Consider the following 23,350-nt stretch of genomic DNA (forward strand, 5'->3'; position numbering starts at 1 on the left):
CAAACATTCTAGTTCCATTACTTTATTCAGAGACTAAATGTCTAGCAAATTATCTACTTTTATTTGTCAGAATTGCGGATCTGAAACTTCTCAATACTTTGGTAGATGCCTAAATTGCAACTCATGGAATTCCATTGTTGAAGAAATAAAAAGCAAGAGATCTAAATATCAAGAAATAAAAAATATTAAAGTTAATAAAAAATCTATACAGTTTAACGAGATTTCATCAAAAAAAATATCAAGATTTACAAGTGGTTTTAGAGAATTTGATCGAGTGCTTGGAGGTGGAATAGTACCTGGATCTGTTGTTTTACTAGGAGGAGAACCAGGTATAGGTAAAAGCACAATAGTGCTTCAATCAGCAGGAAAAATATCTCTAAATCAGAAAGTTTTATATATAACTGCAGAAGAATCTTTAGAACAAGTAAAAATTAGATGGGAAAGATTAAAGCAAAACAGTATTGATTTACAAATTTTTGCAGAAACCAATTTATCCCTAATTATTGAAGAGATCAAACGCGTAAGTCCGAGTTTCGCAATTATTGATAGTATTCAAGCCATCCATAATCATGAAATGCAAAGTTCCCCTGGATCGGTTTCTCAAGTTAGAGAATGTTCATCTGAATTGCAAAATCTTGCCAAAGAAAATAACATTGCGCTTCTAATAATTGGTCATGTAACCAAAGATGGTGCTTTAGCTGGCCCAAAAACTCTAGAGCATTTAGTGGATACAGTAATAAACTTTGAAGGAGATAATATTTCCTCACATAGATTACTAAGAAGTATAAAAAATCGATTTGGATCGACCTTCGAGATTGGAATTTTTGAAATGCTTGAAGAGGGTTTACATGAGATAAAAAACCCAAGTTCAATTTTTACAAATAAAGAAAATATTTCAGGTGTAACAACTACGATTACAAATGAAGGCTCTCGACCATTAGCAATTGATATTCAAGCACTGGTAAATAAAACTTTCTACAGTAACCCAAGACGTACTACAACTGGAATAAGCATAAATAGGTTGCATCAAATTCTAGCTGTTATTGAAAAACACGTAGGAATAAAATTATCTGAATTTGATTGTTATATAGCTACTGGTGGAGGGTTTGAGATTAATGACCCATCCTCTGACTTAGGTGTAGCAATTTCAATTTTATCAAGTTTGAAAAATATTCCTCCTTTGGCAAATAGCTCATTTATTGGGGAATTGGGTTTGAGCGGTCAGGTTAGAAAATCGAATAACCTTCGTACAAAGATAGAAGAAGCTGTAAGACTAGGGATCAAAAATATCGTAGTGCCAAAATTAGAAGTAGAACTAAATAATAATTTTCAAAATTTAATAAATATCAAGGAGATCTCCAATATTAATGAAGCAGTTAATTATTCTTTTTCAAAATAAAAAAATCAAAGATACATATCAATTGAGCTTCTGCCTGAGTTTTTCAACCAATTCTCAATATCTAAATATCCACCTGGATAAAGTCTCACTGCTTTAGACCAGACTTCAGCAGCTTTATCAAACCAAATATCTCTTTGATCTAAATCACCATTTTGCTCAGCATATCTTCCCCTTTTTTCATAAATTAAACCTATATTTTTCAAGCATGATGGTTGTTTGGGGTTTTCTACTAATGCTTTTTGATAAGTTTCAATAGACAAATCTTCTTCACCGTTACTCATATATATGATTGCCATATTTTTTAAAGTCTCACCCCTATCAATTTTATTTTCTTCAAGCAGTAAACTCTCTTTGTAATACTCTAATGCTTCAGAATAATCCCCATTATTTTGTGCAGCTAAGCCATCTCTATAATAAATATATGCCTTTTTTTCTTTCTCAGCGATAGGCATTATTTTTACAATAGATTCAGCAATTACAGTAAAAGCTTTATCAATAAAATTGTCTCTGTTTTGATTACTAGGCACTGCTCAAAATCTAATAAAATTAATATAGTAATTTAAAAAATTACTATTTAAAAAGTCTATTACATTTATTATTATAGTTAAATATAAAGACAAGCATTAATTTGCTTCTATCGTGAAAAATATGGAGAGCATTCAATTAAGCGTTAAAGGAATGAAGTGCGGAGGTTGTGTTAGTACTGTTGAAAAAATATTGAATAATTCTGATGGTATTGAAAATGTTTCTGTTAACTTGCTTACTGAAAGTGCATATTTTGAAATTACCCAGAAACATATAGATATAGAATCAGTTCTCGAAAATTTAAAAGAGAATGGTTTCCCAGCAAAGATTTACATAAATGATTTTTCAAAAAAAATAAATAAAACAGAATTAGAAAAAAAAAAGAAGTGGAATAATCAATGGAAAAAACTAACTTTTGCCCTATTACTTTTATTCTTTTCAGGATTAGGTCATCTGGCAGAAGGAAGATATATAAATTTTCCAATATTAGGTAATATATTTTTTCACGCTTCATTAGCAACGTTAGCTCTATTATTTCCTGGCAGAGGAATAATTATTAATGGATTCAAATCATTTATTAAGAACCATCCCGATATGGATTCTTTAGTAGCTCTAGGTGTAATTAGCGCATATACAACAAGTCTTCTATCCTTAATATTTCCTGCCACTGGTTTTCCTTGTTTTTTTAATGAGCCAGTTATGCTGTTAGGCTTCATACTGATTGGGCGTTACTTAGAAGAAAGAGCAAGATATCAAACTGGTTCATCCATTGGAGAATTATTAGATCTTCAACCTGAAATGGCAAATATCTACACAGAAGACAATCAAATAAAGTCAATAAGAGTGAATACTTTAAGACCTAATCAAGAGATTCAAGTTTTAGCAGGAGACAGAGTACCTGCTGACTGTATTGTTACCCGAGGTAATTCATATGTTGATGTTTCACATATTACTGGAGAATCCAAACCTATAGAAGTAAAGGAAGGCGAAAATCTATCTAGTGGGTCTTTAAATCTTAATTCAACTCTTAGACTAAAAGTACAAAAGGTCGGAGGAGATTCTTCTCTTGCAAAACTAGTAAATCTGATTGAGTCTGTAAACGCTAGAAAACCTCGCATCCAAAGCATTGCTGATGAAATTGCAGGTAAATTTACATACTTTGTACTTATTTTTGCTACTCTAACCTTCTTCTTTTGGTGGAAGGGGGCAAGAAACATATGGCCTGATTTATTAAGTCACAATAATGAATTAATCACTCACTCAAGCCATACACTTCATAGTTCGCTTGGTAGTAATGCTGAGAATTTCCTGAGTTTAGCAATTCAATTATCAATTGCCGTTTTAGTGATAGCTTGTCCTTGTGCATTAGGTTTGGCCACCCCAACCGTAATCACTGTCGCATCAGGTAAAGCAGCAAAAAAAGGGGTTTTATTCAAAGGCGGGGACAAAATAGAGATGGCTTCAAAAATTAATCACATTATTTTTGACAAGACCGGTACTTTAACAAAAGGTAAGCCTTTCATTGTTGATTACAAAAATAATAATGATCATACATTTTTATTGAAAATAGCTGCCAGTTTAGAAAAAGAAAGCAGACATCCAATCGCAGATGCCTTAATTCAAGAGGCAAAAAAGCAAAATTTAAGTTTATTTCCAATAAAAAAAATTTTCACTCATTCAGGGCGCGGTATTTCAGGAGAACTTGAGTCAATTGATGGACTTATTAATATTGGAAATATTGAATGGCTACTAAGCAAAGGAATAATTATTGATAGTAATGCAAAACAAGTCATTGAAAATGAAGAAACAAAAACGAACACTATCATTGGAGTAAGTATCAAAGATAATTTATTAGGCTTTATTTTGCTCGGAGATTTACTAAGAGATGATTCAATTAAAACAGTTCAAAATTTAAGAGAAAACAAATTTAAAATTAATATTTTAAGTGGCGATAGAAAACAAACAGTTTTAGCTTTAGCAAAAAAAATTGGTTGTAAAGAAACGGAAGTAAAATGGGATCTTCTTCCTGAAATGAAGCTTAAGACTATAGAAACTTTAAAAATTAACAATAAAGTGGCAATGATTGGTGATGGTATTAATGATGTCCCAGCCTTAGCATCCTCAGACTTAGGAATTGCGGTAGGATCAGGGACTCAAATAGCCAAAGCAAATGCAGATGTAGTATTAATGGGAGATCAACTAAATGGATTAACCTACGCCTTAAACCTTGCAAAAAAAACTATAAGAAAAATAAAGCAAAATCTAACATGGGCTTTTGGTTACAACTTACTAGCTATACCTTTAGCCGCGGGCATTCTATTCCCTAAATACGGTATTCTTCTTACTCCGTCAATAGCAGCATTATTGATGGCTATTAGCTCTATTACAGTTGTAATTAATGCTTTATCTTTGGATTAAATGAAAGGAAAATTTATCGTTATTGAGGGTATTGATGGATGTGGTAAAACTACCCAAATAGATGAACTATCTAAGTGGCTTCCTAATAGTGATCTAATAAAGAAAGGGTCTAAATTAATCACAACTAGAGAGCCTGGAGGCAGTCTTTTAGGAAAAAAACTTAGAGGACTGATTCTTGATAATAATGAAAATAACAAGCCTTCATCTCTTGCAGAATTATTGCTTTATTCAGCAGATAGAGCTGAACACGTTTCCAAAATTATTTCACCTGCTTTAAATAACAATGATTGGGTAATAAGTGATAGATTTTCCGATTCCACACTGGCTTATCAAGGTTATGGAAGAAATATAAATTTAGAAATAATTAAAAATATTGAATCTATTGTGTGTCAAGGAGTATCTCCAGATCTCACTTTCTTCTTAGAAATTTCTCCAGAAGAGAGCATATTTCGAAGAAAAAATGAAATTCCAGACAGAATAGAGTCAGAGGGTATTAGATTTTTAGAGAGAGTAAATGAAGGCTTCAAACTTATTGCCAAACAAAAAAACTGGAAAGTAATATCTGCTTCACAAAATATTAAAACCATTTCTAATCAAATTAAAGAAACTTTGCTAAACAATTTTTCTAATAACAAATGATTGAGGTTAAAAAAAATAATTATTTCTTGAATGAAGAAGTCAATACCTTTCTTCAAAACATAATTAAAAACAAATCATTGGCTAATGGTTATATATTTTATGGTGCTGAAGGATTAGGCAAAAAGCAAACTGCTCTTCAATTTATAAAAGAGATTTTCAAACAGTCTTCACCAAGCAAAAATGTTGAAGAGAGAATTACAAACAATAACCATCCTGATTTTTTAATTATTGAACCTGATTCTCTTTTGGCAACAAAAAGTTCAGGAAGTGTCGAACTTGAAAAAACAATAAAAAGTGGATCCGAGATTATTAAAATTACTCAAATACGTAATATCAAAACCTTTCTTAGTCAAAAATCAATAAACTCAGAAAAAAAAATTGTTTTGATTATTGATGCTCACCTCTTAAACGAAGCGGCCTCAAATTGCCTTTTAAAAACTTTAGAAGAACCTAGTAACGGCATTTTTATTTTACTAACATCTAAATTAAACCTTCTATTAGATACGATCATCTCAAGATGTCAAATCGTAAGATTTCGATCTTTTTCTAGTAAAGAAATAAAATCAATTTTAAAAGAATATCTAAATACTTCTAAATTAAAGATAAATACAAAATTAAAATTTGAAGATTTAATAAACTCTGCAAATGGATCTCCAAAAAAATTATTGAAAAATATTGAAATTTGGAATGATTTTTCAGATGAAATTATGAGTAAATTAGATTATCCAATTAAAAATAGTCTGGAAATATTAGAAATATCTAAATCAATATCTGAAAAATTAGAAATTTTTCAGCAGATTTATTTAGTAAATTTAATTCAAACAATTTGGTGGAGAAAAACAAAAAATATAGGTTTAGTTAAAAAACTTGAAAATTTAAAATCTCTCTTAAGAAAAAATATTCAACCAAAGTTGGCATGGGAAATAACTTTTTTAAAAATTTCAATGGAAGATATATGAGATTAGTCTGCTGCAGAATTTATCAGGTCTGGATTTCTTGCTTGAATGAACTCTTGCCTAGCAGTTTCCACTTGAGAACCAATAGGTAACTCGAGACAATATCCAGCACCGTATACAGTTTTTATATATATAGGTTTGCGTGGATCGGGTTCAAGTTTAGTGCGTAAGTGCCTAATATGTACTCTTATTGTCTCAATATCATCATCAGGTTCATATCCCCATACTTCTTTAAGAATTAATGCTGGCGATACAGTTTGACCATGTCTCTGCAAAAGACAATGAAGAAGTTCAAATTCAAGATGCGTTAACCTAACAGGAGATTCAAACCAAATAGCTTCAAATCTTTCAGGAACAAGAGTTAAGGGTCCATAATTCAATATTTCTTGCTGATTACTAGAATTTAATTGTGCTCTATTGGTTCTTCTTAATAAAGCTTTTATGCGTACATATAATTCTTCTAAATCAAATGGTTTAGTAATGTAATCATCTGCTCCAGAATTAAACCCAGTAACCTTATCTTTAAGGCCTCCTAATGCAGTTATCATCAAAATTGGTATATTTGATGTTCTTTCATCTCTTCTTAGTCGCTGGCATAAAGTCAATCCATCAACACTTGGTAACATTAAATCTAGGAGTATTAAATCTGGTGAATATTGAAGAGCTAATGCTTGTCCTTTAATTCCATCTTCAGCTTTTTGGACATCAAAACCAGAATGTTCTAAATGCCTAGCCACCAAATCACGCATATCACGATCATCTTCAATTAAAAGGATTGAAATTTTCATATTTATGAACTATTAAATTAAAATTAAATTTTTGTATATTCTCTCAAGAATTTATAAAGATTGCTGAATAACTGTAAACAATTTTATCAATTAGATTTATAAAAACTTTGTTATATCAAGAGATTAGATAGAAATTGCAAATTTTAAAAAAGTTGAAATTTTAGAATTTCTTTCGATTTGATTCACTTTTTCTTAATAATCAAAGGATTATTAGAAACAAATAATGGTTCCAATTAAAAAATATTTAACTCAAATTGCCATTCTAAGGTCTACAAAAATTGAATTAAATGGAGATTTTCAGTTTTCAAATAAGAATTAACTAAGTTTAAAATTTTTAGTTTCTCCGAAATGTTTAAACTCATAATTTTGTCTATATTAAAAAAAATTTACGTAGTCTATGAAAAAAAAGTCCATTATCTATTCTGATTTATCAAAAAAACAACTAGAAACTCTCAAAGAACTTTACATTCAGAAAAAAGTTGAATCGATGAGTCATCAAGAACTTAAACAATATGTATTAGAAATTATTTCTCATCAGATAAACGATACTATTGGCAAAGAAGAGGAAATGGAAGCATGGAGAGAAATGTCAGATTTTTTTGGAGAACAATTTGAAATAATTATCTTAGAGATACAAACAAAATACATTGAAGATAAAAACGTAATTGAAACAGAAATAGATTCTCAGAAGCAAAGAATAGAATTACTTGAAAGGCATAATTTGCATGAAGAGAAAAAGGATATGTGGGATGACTAGAATTTCCCGAATGGTGCAGTAATTCAAACGATATGAAAAAGAATATGTCTTTGATTTAAAAAATCAATCAAAGAGCTTATTATTTCATTTTTTTGGAGGATTTAGTAAATGTTCTAATTACTGTTCTTAATAAACAATATTTTAGTTATAAACCCATAATATTTAAAGTAAATTATAATTATTTTTAATGTTCTAATTACTGTTCTTAATATTATAAAATCATATACTTGATTGCATCTTTGGCTAACCACTATTTAACAAAAAGGAGTAGAAGAAATAAAAAAAGTCACCTTTTTAAGGTGACTTAGATAACTTTTTAAAATTTGTAAACTCCCCGGGCGGTAGTCAGGGTGATGTTTCCTGAAGGTGTATGAATGAATATGACATAAGAAATTTGCGATTTCGATATATTTCCCCACCATTTCCCCACCATGACAAACCCAAATAATCGTCCCTTTCTAACTATTAGAGAAGTATCAGAACTTCTTGGAATTTCAATTTCTACGATTAATAGACAAGTTAAAAAAGGAACATTTCCGCCAAAACATAAATTATCTACCAAGAGAATCGGTTTTCTTAGGTATCAAATAGATCAGTGGATAGGAGGGGAAAGAGATAAATGGAAATAAAAAATTTTATAAATCTACTCTTAAATCAGAATCATTCAAAAAGTATTTCCTCAGGATCTCTGTATTGAATTACGCCTTCGTATTCTAAATCAATTTTTTTTAAATATTCTGCTACATTTTTAAAACCTTGTTCAAAAACAATTTCATTAACCACTTCAGCAAGTTTTTTGCCATTTATTAATAAAAGAGGATACTTATCTTCAAGAATTTCAATTTGTACTTTATCTGAAAAATAAGAAGTAGTTACATATACACCCAACCATCCTCTTTTGAGTTTGGCGACAGTTCTTGCAATATGCTTGCCTCCTGTTGGACTATTTAAGGATTCACATTTTGCTTGTCCTAATACAATAACTTTTGCACTTCCAAAACCAGTCCCAATATCCATCCTTCCTATAAAGTCTATTCCAGAATCTCCACTACCTTTTGTTATCCACCCTGCTTTATAGTCTTTTGCAGACTTCCTTATTAAAGATTCTGTTACGATAGACGCTAAATTCTCAAATCTGAGTTTTTTGTTGTCATAAAAATCATATATTTCTTTGAGCGTTTTAAATTCTTTTGAACCTTTTTCTGGTTTTTGTTGTGAAGTTGGAAGAACATTCAGTTTAAATACATTTCTTCTTAAACTATCAATACTTTTATTCCCTAATTCAATCCATTTCTTCCATGATGAAGGTGCTTTTTTTATTGTTTCCTCTATAGATAAATTTTTATCTCTCCGAAGGTTTATCCATTCCCAGTCAAAATATTCATTTTCTGTAGTCATCTCCAATACAGCAAAATCAAAAACATAATTAACAAAATCTTTATTGGTTTTTCCGTTATGTTGAACTATTCTCTCTGCATTTGTAATTATTCCAAATCCATTAAACTCCAAAAAACCTTTTTGCTTTCCATCAATTGATTTTCTTTTAAAAAATATTATCGGGCATGCCCCTCTTCGCACATCAATATTGCTTGAATTATGTATTTCAAATTGCTTAAGTAGTGCTTTATTGCCTGATTTTTTCTCAGGATCTCCTATGTCCTTATTATCTCCGTAATATCTAATATGACCTTTTTGAATATTATAAAAATCTTGCCATGGAGTAACTAAAGAACCACTTTTATGCGGACTTGAAGAAGTGATTATGGCAGGTGTTCTTTCTATACTCTTATTTCGTACTTTTCCTATAGGATTAATTCCACTTTCTAACAAAACTAAATTTTCATTTGGTAAGTCCGTATAAAATGAAAAATTAGGATAACCATCAATTTCAATTTGATCTCTCACTTTATCTTTTGGATATCTAAATATTTGCCCAATTTTTAATTTATTCATAATTTTCTCTGAACAAATATTTATATTTATTTTGCCAGATATTGAAAATAATTCCCCACCATTTCCCCACCATTTCCCCACCACAAACTTTAATATCAATAAAAAAAGACCTCTATTGAAGTCTCCTGAAAGTTTTAGTAATAGATGTAACTCCCCGGGCGGGATTCGAACCTGCGACCAATCGATTAACAGTCGATCGCTCTACCGCTGAGCTACCGAGGAATATAAATGAATTTAGCTCTTTAAAGTACCTTATGACAAGTAAAATATTTAATTATATTGAAATTTTGATGGTTCTTGCCAGCTAGATAAAAAACCATTTTTCAACTCTGCTATTGCATCAGCATAAGCTAATTCTTCATAACGATGAGTAATCCACAAAGCTGATAGAGGTTTTTTATTGTTACTTGTAAGATTTTTAATAGTTTGTAAAACTTTTAATTGACTGGTTTGATCAAGTAACGCTGTAGGCTCATCTAAAAGAATAAAGTTTCTATTACTAATCAGAGCACATGCAATAGTTAAGCGTTGTTTTTGTCCGCCGCTCAAAGTATGAACTGGTCTTTTTTCAAAACCAGTCATTCCTACCTGATCAAGCACATATTCAATTTTTTTATTAATTTCATTTTGACTTATATTCTGATTAATATTAATCAGAAGTTCGCTCCTGCAATTTGGCATCAATATTTGATGATCAGGGTTTTGAAACACCATGCCAATATTTGCATTAGAGTCAATGACACCATTTTTTGGTTTGATTATTCCATTAATTAATTTTAAAAGAGTACTTTTTCCGCTCCCGTTTTTGCCTACAATCATCCAAAATCCAGGTTTTTTTATTGAGAAGTTACATTTAAAAATTAAATTTTCTTTTTCTCCAAGATATGAAAAAGAAACATCTTTGAATTTAATATGAGGTATTTCATTTTCAAGGGAATCTCTCATTAATTCTATTAATCTATGTTGAGAGAAAATCCTGGTCTTTTAGCTCCTCCTGCTACTGACGATTTTTCATACATCTGAACAGAAATGATTTCTTTAGCTCTTACAGCAATTAATTTATCTTGCACTTTGTCACACCTTAGTTCGATCAAGTTTGAGGATTCTGAAGTTTCATTCATATAACTTTTTATTTCATCATAAATTCGTTTAACATCATCAAATTCCTTCTTCTGAATTGATATTGGAAAAGGTGAATATCTCAGACTTAGTTCCAACGAATACATAATCATAATAAAATCTACCTCTTATATTACTAAATATTTTTGCGGAGGAAGTTATTAAAATTAAATTCTTTTGAGAAAATTATATAAAGATCTTTAAATACAATTATCATAAGTGTAGGAGATTTTATTTTGCATTTTAAAAAATAATTTCATGGAAATAGCAAATGATATAACTTCTCTAGTTGGAAATACCCCATTAGTAAAATTAAATCGAATCAGAAAGTATTTTGATTGTTATCCAGAAATAATAGCCAAACTCGAAAGTTTCAATCCATCAGCTTCCGTTAAGGATCGGATCGCTTATTCAATGTTATGTAAAGCTGAAGAAGAAGGATTAATAACACCGGACAAAACAACTTTAATAGAAGCAACTAGTGGGAATACTGGCATCGCACTAGCAATGGTTGCCGCAGCAAAAGGCTATAAATTGATATTAACTATGCCGGATACGATGAGTATTGAGAGAAGGGCAATGTTAAGAGCATATGGCGCTGAATTACAGCTAACACCAGGGAAAGACGGAATGAAAGGAGCTTTAGATTTAGCTAATGAGTTGTCTTCAACAATTGCAAATAGCTATCAATTTAATCAGTTTGAAAACTTTGCTAATCCAGATATTCATGAAAGAACGACGGCTCAAGAAATATGGTCCCAATCCAATAACAATTTAGATGGACTAGTTACAGGAGTAGGCACAGGAGGAACAATTACTGGTTGTGCACGTTTTTTGAAAAAAGTTAATCCAAATTGCAAAATTTATGCCGTAGAGCCCAAAAAAAGTGCTGTGATTTCCGGAGAAAAAGCAGGATCTCATTCGATTCAAGGAATTGGAGCGGGTTTCGTACCAAAAGTTCTTAATACTAAATTAATTGATGAAATTATAAAAATAGATGACGATGAAGCATTTTATTATGGGCGTTTATTAGCTAGATTAGAAGGCCTTTTATCTGGCATCAGCAGCGGTGCAGCTTTAGCAGCAACTATAAAAATCGGCAAAAGAAAAGAACTAATGAATAAAAGATTAATAGTTATTCTTCCAAGTTTTGGAGAAAGATATTTATCAACAGCAATGTTTGAATCTAATACTTCAATTCAAGCCAGAAAAGATGGTTATCTTTAATGCATAATTTATAAAAATGGAAAAAAATTTATATGAAGAATTAGGTCTCAAACAAAATGCAACCAGAAGTGAAATTAAATCTTCATATCGCTCTTTAGTTAAGCAACACCATCCAGATGCAGGCGGCAAGAAAGAACGATTTCTTGCAATACAAAATGCCTGGGAAACTCTTAATGATCCTATCAAAAAGAAACAATATGATAGCAGTTTTTCCTTTTCTAGCTCATCATTTGATTCATTAAATGAAAATTGGGAGGAGAAATTTAATTCAAAAAAACATAATTCTTCAATTAAGGACAAAGAAGTTGAAACATGGATTAAAGAAATTTATAGTCCGATAAATAGATTAATTAGTCAAATCATTAAACCTTTGAATAACGAAATAAAAGAACTATCTGCGGATCCATATGATGACGAACTAATGGAAAATTTTTGCAGTTATATTATTCTTTCACAAAAGAAAATAGAAAAAGTTGAAAAAATTTATAACAAAAAAATAGTTCCAAAGTCTATTTCAGCTTTAGGCCTCGATCTATATCATTGTTTTTCACAAGTTAAAGATGCACTATCAGAATTTGATAGATATACGCAAGGATACGTAGATAATTACTTATTTGATGGCAAAGAAATGATCAAAGAAGCAAAAAGAATACAATCAAAGATGTCTATAGAGAAAAAAAATAAAAACTTTTAGATATAAAAATTTTATTGAGTATATTCTTTAAGTTGATCTAATTTGAACCAAACATCTGGAACAGGTCTGCGCCATCGAACCTGAGCATATTCGTCTTTAACTGAAAGAATCTCTCCAGGGCCTTCAAAGACATAATTAGGTAGATCATCATCACTGGCTAGCGCTTCGATACTTTTTATATAATTTTCTCTATCGATAAAAACTAAGCTTCCTTTCTTGAGAGGTTTCTTTGGAATAGATTCTGTCATAATAAATTCAAGAAAGATATTTGAAATCCATTATACAAAAACTTGTTTGAAAACTATTGAAAAAAATTTATACCGGAATAATAATTACAAACGTCTGAAAAATTTAATAGCCTTAAATGATAAACATTTATAAGATATGCGTCTTTTACTACTTGGCTGCACTGGATTTGTTGGTAAAGAATTAGTACCAACACTACTCAATGAAAATCATGAAATATACATTGTAAGTAGAAAACCCATTAATAAATTAAAGCTTGATTTAGATTTCAATAAGTTTAAATTTTTTCAAATAGATTTATCAAGAGAAAAAAACTGGAATAACGAAAATCTTCTAAATATTTTAAGAGAGACAGATGGAATTATTAACTTGATGGGAGAACCCATAGCAGAAAAAAAATGGACTTCTGAACAAAAACAGGAGATTGAAAATAGTCGTATTAACACCACAAAATTTATGATGAAGACCCTTAAAAATTTAAAAATAAACCCAAAAGTCATCATAAATGGATCTGCTATAGGTTATTACGGTACAAGTTTGTCTAGTGAATTCACTGAAAATAGTCCTGGAGGAAAAGACTTTTTATCTAATCTTTGCAAAAAATGGGAATCGGTCGCCGCTGAAAAACCATTTTTCTCAAGGTTAGTTATTTTTAGAATTGGAATTGTTCTAGAGAAAGATGGAGGAGCATTAGGAAAAATGCTCCCTATATTTAAAGTTGGATTAGGTGGGCCAATTGGAGATGGTAAGCAATGGATGAGTTGGATTCATAGAACTGATTTATGTGCATTAATTATTCAAGCATTAGTTGATAAAAAGTATTCGGGAGTATTTAATGCTGTTGCACCAAATCCAGTATTAATGAAAGAATTTTCTCAGACTTTAGGCAAATGTCTTAATAGACCTAATTTACTCCCAGTGCCTGGAGCGGTTTTAAAAATATTGTTAGGAGATGGAGCGAAAGTTGTTTTAGAAGGACAAAAAGTAATTAGCAGTAAAATCAAAAATTATAATTTTAAATATCCTCTTCTTGAGAAAGCAATTTACGCCTCCACCAAGAATTAATACCGTTTACTAAAGCACCAATAATAAGAATTGTTATCAATGGAACTACAAGAGGATTCCAAACTATCTGAATAAAATTAATAAAAATAAATATCCCATTAAATTGCATGATGATTGCAAAAATAAAAAATATTGCAAAAAAAATGACTGTAAATAAATTTATTAATAACAAATTATCGATAATTTGTTTTAACTTATTTTGATTATTCTCCTTAGTCATTTTTTATAACAATATTCATATCATCAACAATTTTAAGACAAGCTTTGTTTTCACCCAGTCTTTTTTTAGCGTTTTCATTACATGAGATCATAAACTTCTTATTTAGCTGTATGAGGTATATGATTTTTATGATCAATTTAATTGTCTGATTTATTTGATCATTTTTATCTTTAAAATTACTGGCACAAAAAACATATTTCCCAAGTAAACGTCTTTGCGCTTCTGCAAAAGTTTTTGTAAATTGTGGACCTTTACCTTCAATCTGAATAACCGGTTTTCCTAATCCAATCGCTTGCTCTGCTGCTGTTCCTGCCATGCTAATACAGCATCTACTTTTCAATAATATTTTATCAAAATTATTCCAATATATATTCACTTCCAAAAATTTATATTGGAATTTCAAGAGATTATTATCTTTTAGATTTTCTATTTTTAACCATCCTCTTTTTTGAAATATCTCCTTTATTTTTGATGAAGATAGAGCATTAACTATTGCAAAATTAAACTGAATTTTTTGAAAATATCTTAAATCTGACAATGCCTCTAATACCTCTAAAATCAAAACAAAATTATCTAAAATTTCAGGGAATCTACTTCCTGGAAATAATCCAATACTAAATTCATCTTTATTTAATTCTTCGTTTCTAGGAAAAAACTTATCCATAAATGGGTTGCCTAAAAAAGACACTTTCTTTTTTAACTGCAAAGTTAAATCATCAGCTGTAAGGGAATCTCTCGTATATATTTTTTTTGCTTTTTGTGAGAGCAAGAAAATTTTAGAAGGCCATGGTAATTTCAACTTCCCTTCATAATGGCTGGAATAAGCAACTAGATACGTAAAAAAATCTTTCTTACAAAACCATGCAAAAAAAACTGGCACAATATCTCCAACTACAAAAAAATAATCATATTTTTTTTTTATTTTAAAAGTTAAATATAATCTTTTTAGAAGATAAAATATTTCTCCTCCTAATATTTCAGTAAGTCTTCCCTTAAAAGAATTATAACCAATTCCTCCAGTTCTAAATTCCTTCGTTTTACCGATAATCTTGATTTTTTCTTTTTCGTAATGGTTTCCCATACCAACAATTGGCAAAGCATGAACAGAATAACCACTTTTTACGAATTGTTTAGCTATTAGACTGCCAGATAGATCTTCTCCATGCCCATTACTTAAAATTAAAATCTTAAACAACTTAAAATTCCAACCATTTTTTTACTTTGGTTAACTCAGGCCAATCTGGATATCTACTTAATCCGTCTTCAACAGTTTCTTTCAACTCACTTTTCACATCTGGCATCATCATAGACATTTTTTTTATTAACTCAATATGATCCCTAACACCTTTATTATTGGTAGCCAAAAGAGCTAAAGACAAATTCATTCTTGCTTGTGGATCTTGCTGATTTAATCGAACAGCTTGTCTGGCAGCTGACAAAGCTTCTTCATTATTTTTCAAAAGTAATTGGAGCCATGATAAACAAGTCCAAGCAGCAAAATGATTTGGAATTTGCTGTATAATTTTTTGAAAATCTTGAACGATTGGAATTAAATCTTGCCCTGCTTTATATCTTGATAAAGCTGCATTAAAATCCTCTTCGATGGGATTAATTTCGTTATTCATTATTTATTAAACTGCAAAAGAGCTTCCACAACCGCAAGTTTGAGAAGCATTGGGATTTACAAAGTTAAAGCCGCCTCCAATTAATTCCTTACTAAAATCTAACTGCATTCCATAAATATACAAAAGACTTTTAGGATCACAAACAACTTGAAAGCTTTGATCAGCTTTTAATGAATAATCATAAACTTTATCATCGGAATTTATTTCATCAGTTCCTATAAAATCCATCGTATAACTCATCCCACTACAACCGCCAGATCTTACTCCTACCCTTAGTGCTTTTTTATCACTTTGGCCCTTCAATAAATTTGCAATTTGTTCTATAGCATCATTCGTAATTAAGATACCTTTGCCATCATCAGAATTTTTAATTTCCTGTTTAACTTCTACATTTTCCATAAACAAGGGATTTCTACTATTTATAATATAAAAACTTAATCAATAGGGTGCATAGAACAAACGTTATCCAAACTTGATTTGTTATAATTTTAAGAAAAAGTGAAAATTGCAATAGTTGGTTCTGGATTAGCTGGTCTTACAGCAGCAGTCAATTTAGTTGATGAAGGCCACGAAGTAGAAATTTACGAGAGCAGGTCATTTTGGGGAGGTAAAGTTGGAAGTTGGGAAGATAAGGATGGCAACCACATAGAAATGGGTTTACATGTATTTTTTTACAATTATGCAAATCTGTTTAAATTAATGAAAAAAGTAGGAGCTTTAGACAATTTACTCCCGAAAGATCATACTCATCTATTTATCAATAATGGTGGTAATTTAAAATCGTTAGACTTCAGATTTCCTTTAGGTGCTCCTTTTAACGGACTTAAAGCTTTTTTTACCACCGAACAACTTACTTGGGTTGATAAGTTCAGAAATGCCCTAGCTTTAGGGACAAGTCCAATCGTTAGAGGATTGATAGACTATGAAGGTGCAATGAAAATAATTAGAGATCTAGATAGAATTAGTTTTAAAGAATGGTTTTTAAACCATGGTGGAAGTGAAAAAAGTTTAGAAAGAATGTGGGATCCTATCGCATATGCATTAGGTTTTATTAATTGCAAAGATATTTCAGCAAGATGCATGCTAACTATATTCATGATGTTTGCTTCAAAAACAGAAGCATCAAAACTTAATCTTTTAAAAGGTTCCCCACATAAGTGGTTAACGCAACCTATCGTCGACTACATCACAAACAAAGGAGCAAAAATACATCTTAACCATAAGGTAGAAGAAATCATTTATGAAAAGGAATCTTCCTCTTATTCAGTAAATCAATTAAAAATATCTTCTCCTGAAGGAATTAAGGCAGTGTTTGCAGATAAATTTCTAGCTGCCTGTGATGTTCCTGGAATTAAAAAAATAATTCCAAAAGAATGGTATCAATTTAAAGAATTTGAAGGTTTAAAAAAACTTAGAGCTGTAGCTGTTGCCACAATCCAATTAAGATATGACGGTTGGGTTACTGAATTAAAAAAAGATAATACTGGAAACGAACCAATTGGACTAGATAACCTTCTTTATTCTGCTGATGCCTCTTTCAGTTGTTTTGCTGATTTAGCACTAGCAAGTCCAGCAGACTATAGAAAAAAAGATATGGGATCGCTTCTCCAATGTGTTTTAACTCCTGGCGATAGATGGATGGGAAGATCCACAGAAAGAATTACAAAAGAAATTGATAAAGAGGTTCGCCGTCTATTCCCATCCTCAAAAAACCTTAAATTGCTTTGGAGTAACGTGGTACAAATTCCACAATCACTCTATAGAGAAGCTCCCGGTATGGAACCTTTCAGACCCGATCAAAAAACATCTATATCTAATTTCTTCATGGCTGGTAGTTATACAAAACAAGATTATATAGACTCTATGGAGGGAGCTACAATGAGTGGTCATTTAGCTGCCGCCGCAATTTTAGAGAAGAAAGCCGAATTAGCAAAAAATCTTGCAGTAAGTTAATTAATGGGTACTTGGCTAAAACATGACGTAATAACAGTTGTTAATGCGCCTCTTGAAAATGTATGGGACACATGGAGCGATTTAGACTCAATGTCACTTTGGATGAGCTGGATTGAATCTGTAAAAACAGTTGACGAAGAGACTAATACATTACCAGATTTAACAGAATGGACTTTAGCTGCAAATGGCTTTAGATTTAAATGGAAAGCTCAAATTACAGAAAGGGTTGAAAAAAGCAAACTTAAATGGAAATCAATAGGAGGGTTACCAACTGAGGGATCAGTAGTTTTCGAAAGTAAAACTGATCAAATCACAACGGTAAATTTAGCAATAACTTATGAACTACCAAAAATGATTGCTCGGTTTATGGAAGAAAATATTTTAGGCAAAATGGTTACAAATGAATTACAGGCCAATATTGATAGGTTCAAAGATTTAGTTGAAAAGAACTATACAAAAAAATTTTCTAATTAAAAATATTAATTGCTACATCTAGTAGTCCTTCAAAAGTATATTTTTTTGCCTGACTATCAACTCTTCCAAAAATCTTGTTACATATTTTTGTTGTCTGAGGTCCAATAGTTAATAACTTAATTTGATCAAAATATTCTAACCATTGTTTACCAAGTTTTTTCTCTAGTAAAAAAGCAGCATTTACTACGGTTTTACCGCTTGAGAAAATAATTGCATCGACTTTTCGATTAGAAATAATATCAATTGTTTCTTCCGGAATTGATTCAGGACATCTAGTTTCATATGCAGCAACCTCAAATACACGAGAACCAGCCTTTCTAAATTGATCTGCAATTAAATCCCTACCACCTGTTTGAACTCTTGGTACAAAAACTCGAAGTCCATAACCAGATACTGGGAAATTATCAATTAAACTTTCAGCAACAAATTCTGGAGGTATGAAATCAGCCTTAATCCCAAAATCATCAAGAGTTTTTGAGGTTTTTTCTCCGACTACGGCGATTTTTGTTTTTTTAGAACATTCTTTTAATGAACTATTAAAGTATCTAAGTCTTTTATCAACAAATTTGATCCCATTACTACTGGAAAAAATAATCCAATGAAAATCATTTATTTGACTTAATGCTTCGTCAAGAGGATTCAAATCATCAGGATCAGCAATACTTATTGCAGGTAAATCAAATACATTAGCGCCCTTGCATATGAATATTTTTTTTATATCCAATATCCCTTCTTTTGATCGAGTAATAATTATATTTCTTTGATCAAGGGGTAGATCAACTTTCGGCATCCTTGTCCTCAAAATTATGATTTTGATTTTTATTTTTTAATTCATCGAGAAGTTTCAAGACTGATAATCCTTTATCAAGAACAACATCGTCTTTAAAAATTATCTCTGGAACTCTTCTCATCTCAATTCTTTTTCCTAAACTATGCCTTATAGAACTTTTTGCAATATTCAAGTTTTCAACAATCTCTTTCCTCACTTTCTCTTGAGCAGTTGAAGTTATGTAAATTTTACAGTGTTGCAAATCATTTGATAAATCAATCTTAGAAATATTGACGAAATGATCTCTAATAAGATCATTTTCTAAATCATTATGCAAAATAAGGGTTATTTCTTTCTTCAAAAGAGAAGAAACTTTTGCAAGACGGTAATTATTTGGCATTATGGTTGTAAATTTATTGGGTTTGTCATCGCTTGCAAGACAAAATAAACAGTTATGAAAGCACTTAAGACAGAAGATATCAAACCTACTATTGTGAGTGGATTTGATCTATTCTTGAATAAAGGTTCAAGCAAAGCAACAAGTCCCCCAACAATGATAGATATCAAATACTTTGGATATCTCGCAACATTAGAGAAAAATTCGCCCATCAGCTCCACAAATAGATTACTTTTTTAGCTAAGTTTTAACAAACATTAAACAGCATGATTACATTATATCAATTTAGGCATAGTGCTTTTTGTTTAAAAACAAGAATGGCTCTTCATGCAAAAAAACTACAATATCGCGTTGAAGAAGTAACACCTGGAATAGGGCAATTTGAAATCTTTAAATTATCAGGTCAAAAACAAGTACCTGTAATAGTCGATAGTAATGATCAAGTTATTAATGACTCTTCAACTATTTGCGAATATATAGATAAAAAAAATGATAACAATCCGCTTTTTCCTGAGGACCCAATATTATTTGCACAATGCAAACTAATTGAAGATTGGGCAGATACTACAATGGCTACAACTTGTAGAAAATCTTTAATAAAATCTGCCATAGAAAATCCACAGCTAAGAACTGCATTACTCCCAGATGAAATACCTTCTTCAGTTAAAAGTATTGTTGATAAATTACCTTTTGAAAATCTTAGTAGAATTTCTAATGTAGTTTTGTCTTCTAAAGATAATTTAGAACTCCAAAAATTACTGGAAGCTTTATCAAAATCCTTGATCAACAAGAAATATTTAGTTGGAGATAGTTTATCAATTGCAGATATTTCAATTGCTGCTCAATTATCCCTTCTTAAATTTCCAAAGTCTGCAGGACCCATTCTTTCAGGAGAAGGGAGCCAAGAATACATAAACAACCCTTATTTAGAAAATCTTTTCATTTGGAGGAACAACTTAGAAGAATATCTTTTTAGTGCTAACTCTCAATAAATTCAAACTTCAATTTATATTTATTTGTTTTTATAGCATGAATAGAAGGATCACCAACTTTTGAACCATAAGAAGCAACATATTGCACTCCACAAATTGATGGTTTGATTGAATTATCAACTTCCAATATTTCTTCGGAACATTTTTGAAATTTACTAATGGTCTCTACCTGATTAATCCTTGAAGCACCTGGCTTATGTGCAGTTTGTATAACTAGCTCATCTGCGAAAAAAATATCATCATTTTGGATCTGATTTCTCCCTGTAATTCTTGAATCGATATAAAAATCATCTTTTAAATAAGTAATTTGATTATTAATAGATTGAGGATCATTTACAACCTTGATTAAGGTATCACCAAATATTGCTTTTCCAATAGATTCAGAATTTTTTGCACGATTACCGACAACTAAATCTGAATCATTCTTAAAGAAATTTACTTTATAAATAACTGGCTCTTCTGAATCATTAATTATATCTTGAGAAGTAACCAGCCAATTCCCCTCGAACCATTTAGGATAAATTAAATCCTCAGAAGTATCCGACAATTTAAAATTTGGTAAATATAATTCTGGCCATTGATTTACACGATTTTCCAAAAACTCTCGTACATTAGAATCTACAAAAGCAAAAGAACTTTCTACAAAAATTCCTTGAAAAATCAAGCAAAGAATTAATCCAAGAAGAATCTTCATTATGTCAAATCCACTAATAAGAGCATCAGATCATTATGTATTATTAGAGCCAGATTCAAAAGAAAAAATTGTATCAAAGCAAGAAGCAATTTTATGGTTGAAGAATTGGCTCAGTAAGACAGAAACACAAACAATATATCAAAATATAGAAGATCCTGATCAGGAATTTTTTGAAGAATTATTAGAAAGCACTTATGAACTAGAAATAAAATTAGGATACGTTATCAAATGGTTTGCAGTAAGAATTGAACCAGATTAACTATTTATTTCTTTATGAATTGCATTAATTATTTTCATAGCGACTTCTTCAATATTTTCCCTTTTTACTTGAATTCTTAAATCTGCTTGAGAATACAAATTTTCTCTAGATTGAAAAATGCTCATATATAAATCATTTAGATTCTTTCCCTGAAGAAGTGGTCTATTTTCAATTTCATTTTTCAATCTTCCAATTGCTATATCTTGGTCGAGATCTATCCATGCAGTTATTCCCTGCCTTAAGATTCCCCAGTTTTCCGATTTGGTAACTATTCCTCCCCCGGTAGAGATTACTAATGAAGGAATTTTGATAGTTTCTTTAAGGCAGCTTGCTTCTAATTCACGGAAATTATTTTCTCCTTCATCATTAAAAATTTGATTGATAGATTTTTTTGCCAACTTCTCTATTAACGTATCTAAATCAATATATTTATACTTCAATAATTCAGCCAGCTTCAAACCGGTTTGTGACTTACCAGAACCCATCATTCCTATTAAAAATATGCTTCTGCCCTTTAAAGTATGAATTATTTTTTTGATAATGGATTGTTCCATAAAGACAAAAGCGTATTTAAAACCTTAAGATAGTATTATCGCAGAAAGTTATGACTTCTACACAATCCAAACCATTACATGGAAAAGGACGTGAATGCGTCATAACTCGACGTGCCTGCTTTAGTTCTAGTCATCGTTATTGGCTTCCTGAAAAAACCCCAGAAGAAAATTTATCTCTTTTTGGAAATTGCAGTATTGCACCAGGTCATGGTCATAATTATGAACTTATTGTTTCAATGGGTGGAGAACTAGACTCTGATGGAATGGTACTTAATCTCTCTGATGTAAAACACTCTATTAAAGATAAGGTTACTGGACAATTAGATTTTCGTTTTTTAAATGATGTCTGGCCTGAATTTAATGTTAATAATCGAGAAGGTATACTTCCCACGACTGAGGCATTAGTAAAGGTTATTTGGAGTCGTCTAAAGGATGATTTACCTCTTACAAGTCTAAGGCTTTATGAAAACCCAAATTTATGGGCAGATTATTTTGGAAAAAACATGGAAGCATTTTTAACAGTACAAACTCATTTTGCAGCCGCTCATAGACTTGCAAAAGAAGAGATTTCCTTTGATGAAAATAAAAAAATCTATGGGAAATGTGCCAGAGTTAATGGACATGGTCATAACTATCTTGTCGATATAACTGTAAAAGGAGACATTGATAAAAGAACGGGGATGGTTTGCGACTTATCTGCGCTCCAGGAGATAATTAATGATTTGGTTGTTGAACAACTAGATCATACTTTTCTAAATAAAGACATCGAATTTTTCCAGAATTGTGTTCCAACTGCTGAAAATATAGCTTTATATATTTCTGATATTCTTAAAAATCCAATACATGAACTTGGTGCAACATTACACAAAATAAGACTCCAAGAGAGCCCAAATAATGCTGCAGAAATTTATGTTGATCAAAAGCTAACCAATTCATTGAAGTTAAAACTTGAAAATAGTTTAGTCTCACAAACTTGAGTATCCCAAGAGTAATAATTGTTATAGCATCTAGTATTGATGGGAGAATTGCATTTCCTGGAGGTGGAGAATCGCATCTTGGAAGCGAAGAAGATAAAAAAATGTTAAATCAACACTTATCAATGGTTGACGCCACCATTTTTGGTTTAGGTACTTTAATAGCTCATCAATCAACTTACCTAATTAAAAATCTCAATGGTAATGAAGAAGTAACAATATCAAAAAAACAACCAATTTCTATAGTTGCTTCAAATAGCAAAAAATTTAACAGTAATTGGGAATACTTTCGTCAACCAATTAGAAGATGGCTAATAAGCTCAAGTAAAGTTGATAATTCATCGAATAATGACTTCGAGAAACAACTCTTTTTCGAAGATTCATGGAGTAAAACTTTAATTTCACTTAAAAAACAAGGGATAAATGATTTAGCTCTTTTAGGAGGTGCAAAACTTATAAATTCTTTTATAAAAGAGGATCTAATAACAGATATAAAAATTACAATAATTCCACAAATTATTGGAGGTAAATATACATGGATCCCTCCAGAAGCAACAAATGAAATTTTTAATCTCAAAAGACTATGGGAAATAAAATCAATTAAAAATTTAATGAATAATGAAATCCATATTCATTACAAAAGAATTTGAAAT

General features: G+C 30.7%; 30 protein-coding genes and 1 tRNA gene. 15 read left to right on the top strand and 16 right to left on the bottom strand.

Annotated features, from left to right (window positions below):
• The first annotated feature begins 37 nt into the window (after window positions 1-37).
• Entirely contained in the window at window positions 38-1,399 is a 1,362-nt protein-coding gene (gene radA / locus BS621_RS04030) for a DNA repair protein RadA (protein ID WP_077141905.1), read from the top strand.
• A 5-nt stretch (window positions 1,400-1,404) separates the two neighbouring features.
• Here the strand turns inward: radA and BS621_RS04035 are convergent, their stop codons facing one another.
• The gene (locus tag BS621_RS04035; RefSeq protein WP_025932958.1) at window positions 1,405-1,926 is read right to left on the bottom strand and encodes a photosystem I assembly protein Ycf3; all 522 of its coding nucleotides are present in this window, start codon (window positions 1,924-1,926) and stop codon (window positions 1,405-1,407) included.
• Window positions 1,927-2,047: 121 nt separating this feature from the next.
• Between BS621_RS04035 and BS621_RS04040 the strand changes: the two genes are divergently transcribed.
• Genes BS621_RS04040 through BS621_RS04050 form a run of 3 tightly spaced genes read left to right on the top strand, consistent with a single transcriptional unit; the run spans window position 2,048 to window position 5,940 of the window.
• Window positions 2,048-4,342 carry a heavy metal translocating P-type ATPase gene (locus BS621_RS04040; RefSeq protein ID WP_077141906.1) on the top strand — a complete coding sequence of 765 codons (2,295 nt, stop codon included), beginning with the start codon at window positions 2,048-2,050 and terminating at the stop codon, window positions 4,340-4,342.
• On the top strand, window positions 4,343-4,981 hold the full coding sequence (tmk, locus tag BS621_RS04045) for a dTMP kinase (RefSeq protein WP_025971598.1): 639 nt from the start codon (window positions 4,343-4,345) through the stop codon (window positions 4,979-4,981).
• Window positions 4,978-5,940, top strand: a complete 963-nt coding sequence (locus BS621_RS04050; protein ID WP_077141907.1) for a DNA polymerase III subunit delta' — start codon at window positions 4,978-4,980, stop codon at window positions 5,938-5,940. The genes tmk and BS621_RS04050 overlap by 4 nt, the downstream gene beginning before the upstream one ends.
• A gap of 2 nt (window positions 5,941-5,942) precedes the next feature.
• On the opposite strand, the gene BS621_RS04055 is transcribed toward BS621_RS04050, so the two are convergent.
• Window positions 5,943-6,725, bottom strand: coding sequence for a response regulator transcription factor (locus tag BS621_RS04055; RefSeq protein WP_077141908.1), 783 nt, complete (start codon window positions 6,723-6,725; stop codon window positions 5,943-5,945).
• 397 nt (window positions 6,726-7,122) lie between these two features.
• Between BS621_RS04055 and BS621_RS04060 the strand changes: the two genes are divergently transcribed.
• Both BS621_RS04060 and BS621_RS04065 read left to right on the top strand, forming a co-directional pair.
• Window positions 7,123-7,482: a DUF7326 family protein gene (locus BS621_RS04060; RefSeq protein ID WP_077141909.1), complete on the top strand. Its 360-nt coding sequence runs from the start codon at window positions 7,123-7,125 to the stop codon at window positions 7,480-7,482.
• Window positions 7,483-7,913: 431 nt separating this feature from the next.
• The gene (locus BS621_RS04065; protein WP_077141910.1) at window positions 7,914-8,111 is read left to right on the top strand and encodes a helix-turn-helix transcriptional regulator; all 198 of its coding nucleotides are present in this window, start codon (window positions 7,914-7,916) and stop codon (window positions 8,109-8,111) included.
• A gap of 31 nt (window positions 8,112-8,142) precedes the next feature.
• On the opposite strand, the gene BS621_RS04070 is transcribed toward BS621_RS04065, so the two are convergent.
• The 4 genes from BS621_RS04070 to BS621_RS04085 form a co-directional block, all read right to left on the bottom strand.
• Complete coding sequence (locus BS621_RS04070) at window positions 8,143-9,516, bottom strand: restriction endonuclease (protein WP_198025683.1); 1,374 nt, start codon at window positions 9,514-9,516, stop codon at window positions 8,143-8,145.
• Window positions 9,517-9,585: 69 nt separating this feature from the next.
• Window positions 9,586-9,657: transfer RNA gene (locus BS621_RS04075), tRNA-Asn, on the bottom strand.
• Between the two features lie 48 nt (window positions 9,658-9,705).
• Window positions 9,706-10,380 carry an ABC transporter ATP-binding protein gene (locus BS621_RS04080; RefSeq protein ID WP_077141911.1) on the bottom strand — a complete coding sequence of 225 codons (675 nt, stop codon included), beginning with the start codon at window positions 10,378-10,380 and terminating at the stop codon, window positions 9,706-9,708.
• Between the two features lie 8 nt (window positions 10,381-10,388).
• Complete coding sequence (locus BS621_RS04085) at window positions 10,389-10,661, bottom strand: hypothetical protein (RefSeq protein ID WP_077142662.1); 273 nt, start codon at window positions 10,659-10,661, stop codon at window positions 10,389-10,391.
• Between the two features lie 151 nt (window positions 10,662-10,812).
• Between BS621_RS04085 and cysK the strand changes: the two genes are divergently transcribed.
• Together cysK and BS621_RS04095 are read left to right on the top strand one after the other, a co-directional pair.
• Window positions 10,813-11,781 (top strand): cysteine synthase A, encoded by a 969-nt coding sequence (gene cysK, locus BS621_RS04090; protein ID WP_077141912.1) that lies wholly within the window; start codon window positions 10,813-10,815, stop codon window positions 11,779-11,781.
• Between the two features lie 16 nt (window positions 11,782-11,797).
• On the top strand, window positions 11,798-12,475 hold the full coding sequence (locus BS621_RS04095) for a DnaJ domain-containing protein (protein ID WP_025954281.1): 678 nt from the start codon (window positions 11,798-11,800) through the stop codon (window positions 12,473-12,475).
• 11 nt (window positions 12,476-12,486) lie between these two features.
• Here the strand turns inward: BS621_RS04095 and BS621_RS04100 are convergent, their stop codons facing one another.
• Complete coding sequence (locus tag BS621_RS04100; RefSeq protein WP_077141913.1) at window positions 12,487-12,723, bottom strand: NAD(P)H-quinone oxidoreductase subunit O; 237 nt, start codon at window positions 12,721-12,723, stop codon at window positions 12,487-12,489.
• Window positions 12,724-12,859: 136 nt separating this feature from the next.
• Here BS621_RS04100 and BS621_RS04105 point away from each other — a divergent pair, with 136 nt between their 5' ends.
• Window positions 12,860-13,786 (top strand): TIGR01777 family oxidoreductase, encoded by a 927-nt coding sequence (locus BS621_RS04105; RefSeq protein WP_077141914.1) that lies wholly within the window; start codon window positions 12,860-12,862, stop codon window positions 13,784-13,786.
• On the opposite strand, the gene BS621_RS04110 is transcribed toward BS621_RS04105, so the two are convergent.
• From BS621_RS04110 to BS621_RS04125, 4 genes are read right to left on the bottom strand one after another with little or no spacing between them, the layout of a single operon-like run.
• Entirely contained in the window at window positions 13,737-14,006 is a 270-nt protein-coding gene (locus tag BS621_RS04110) for a hypothetical protein (RefSeq protein WP_025890277.1), read from the bottom strand. The two genes, BS621_RS04105 and BS621_RS04110, sit on opposite strands and share 50 nt — an antisense overlap.
• Window positions 13,999-15,201 carry a lipid-A-disaccharide synthase-related protein gene (locus BS621_RS04115; protein ID WP_077141915.1) on the bottom strand — a complete coding sequence of 401 codons (1,203 nt, stop codon included), beginning with the start codon at window positions 15,199-15,201 and terminating at the stop codon, window positions 13,999-14,001. The genes BS621_RS04110 and BS621_RS04115 overlap by 8 nt, the downstream gene beginning before the upstream one ends.
• 1 nt (window position 15,202) lies before the next feature.
• Window positions 15,203-15,631 carry a tetratricopeptide repeat protein gene (locus BS621_RS04120; RefSeq protein ID WP_077141916.1) on the bottom strand — a complete coding sequence of 143 codons (429 nt, stop codon included), beginning with the start codon at window positions 15,629-15,631 and terminating at the stop codon, window positions 15,203-15,205.
• Between the two features lie 6 nt (window positions 15,632-15,637).
• Window positions 15,638-16,030 (bottom strand): HesB/IscA family protein, encoded by a 393-nt coding sequence (locus tag BS621_RS04125; protein ID WP_025921325.1) that lies wholly within the window; start codon window positions 16,028-16,030, stop codon window positions 15,638-15,640.
• Between the two features lie 99 nt (window positions 16,031-16,129).
• On the opposite strand from BS621_RS04125, the gene zds reads away from it, so the two are divergent.
• Together zds and BS621_RS04135 are read left to right on the top strand one after the other, a co-directional pair.
• Entirely contained in the window at window positions 16,130-17,584 is a 1,455-nt protein-coding gene (zds, locus tag BS621_RS04130; RefSeq protein WP_077141917.1) for a 9,9'-di-cis-zeta-carotene desaturase, read from the top strand.
• A 3-nt stretch (window positions 17,585-17,587) separates the two neighbouring features.
• A complete protein-coding gene (locus tag BS621_RS04135) occupies window positions 17,588-18,058 on the top strand; it encodes an SRPBCC family protein (protein ID WP_077141918.1) in 471 nt (156 codons plus the stop codon).
• Here BS621_RS04135 and BS621_RS04140 read toward each other — a convergent pair.
• Genes BS621_RS04140 through BS621_RS04150 form a run of 3 tightly spaced genes read right to left on the bottom strand, consistent with a single transcriptional unit; the run spans window position 18,051 to window position 19,436 of the window.
• Entirely contained in the window at window positions 18,051-18,848 is a 798-nt protein-coding gene (locus BS621_RS04140; protein WP_077141919.1) for a uroporphyrinogen-III synthase, read from the bottom strand. The genes BS621_RS04135 and BS621_RS04140 overlap by 8 nt on opposite strands.
• Window positions 18,835-19,227 carry a 30S ribosome-binding factor RbfA gene (gene rbfA / locus BS621_RS04145; protein ID WP_077141920.1) on the bottom strand — a complete coding sequence of 131 codons (393 nt, stop codon included), beginning with the start codon at window positions 19,225-19,227 and terminating at the stop codon, window positions 18,835-18,837. Before rbfA ends, BS621_RS04140 begins: the two co-directional genes overlap by 14 nt.
• Complete coding sequence (locus BS621_RS04150) at window positions 19,227-19,436, bottom strand: DUF751 family protein (protein WP_002806502.1); 210 nt, start codon at window positions 19,434-19,436, stop codon at window positions 19,227-19,229. The genes rbfA and BS621_RS04150 overlap by 1 nt, the downstream gene beginning before the upstream one ends.
• 54 nt (window positions 19,437-19,490) lie before the next feature.
• On the opposite strand from BS621_RS04150, the gene BS621_RS04155 reads away from it, so the two are divergent.
• A complete protein-coding gene (locus BS621_RS04155) occupies window positions 19,491-20,216 on the top strand; it encodes a glutathione S-transferase family protein (protein WP_077141921.1) in 726 nt (241 codons plus the stop codon).
• Here the strand turns inward: BS621_RS04155 and BS621_RS04160 are convergent.
• Window positions 20,203-20,910, bottom strand: coding sequence for a DUF6816 family protein (locus BS621_RS04160; protein WP_083703280.1), 708 nt, complete (start codon window positions 20,908-20,910; stop codon window positions 20,203-20,205). The two genes, BS621_RS04155 and BS621_RS04160, sit on opposite strands and share 14 nt — an antisense overlap.
• A gap of 1 nt (window position 20,911) precedes the next feature.
• On the opposite strand from BS621_RS04160, the gene BS621_RS04165 reads away from it, so the two are divergent.
• On the top strand, window positions 20,912-21,169 hold the full coding sequence (locus BS621_RS04165; RefSeq protein ID WP_011375677.1) for a chlororespiratory reduction protein 7: 258 nt from the start codon (window positions 20,912-20,914) through the stop codon (window positions 21,167-21,169).
• Here BS621_RS04165 and BS621_RS04170 read toward each other — a convergent pair.
• Window positions 21,166-21,723: a shikimate kinase gene (locus BS621_RS04170; RefSeq protein WP_077141923.1), complete on the bottom strand. Its 558-nt coding sequence runs from the start codon at window positions 21,721-21,723 to the stop codon at window positions 21,166-21,168. The two genes, BS621_RS04165 and BS621_RS04170, sit on opposite strands and share 4 nt — an antisense overlap.
• A 50-nt stretch (window positions 21,724-21,773) precedes the next feature.
• Between BS621_RS04170 and BS621_RS04175 the strand changes: the two genes are divergently transcribed.
• Both BS621_RS04175 and BS621_RS04180 read left to right on the top strand, forming a co-directional pair.
• The gene (locus BS621_RS04175) at window positions 21,774-22,700 is read left to right on the top strand and encodes a 6-pyruvoyl trahydropterin synthase family protein (RefSeq protein WP_075439142.1); all 927 of its coding nucleotides are present in this window, start codon (window positions 21,774-21,776) and stop codon (window positions 22,698-22,700) included.
• A complete protein-coding gene (locus BS621_RS04180; protein WP_077141924.1) occupies window positions 22,697-23,347 on the top strand; it encodes a dihydrofolate reductase family protein in 651 nt (216 codons plus the stop codon). The genes BS621_RS04175 and BS621_RS04180 overlap by 4 nt, the downstream gene beginning before the upstream one ends.
• Window positions 23,348-23,350: the final 3 nt, after the last annotated feature.

It is taken from the genome of Prochlorococcus sp. RS04 (genome assembly GCF_001989455.1).
In the GTDB taxonomy this organism is placed as follows: Bacteria; Cyanobacteriota; Cyanobacteriia; order PCC-6307; family Cyanobiaceae; genus Prochlorococcus_A.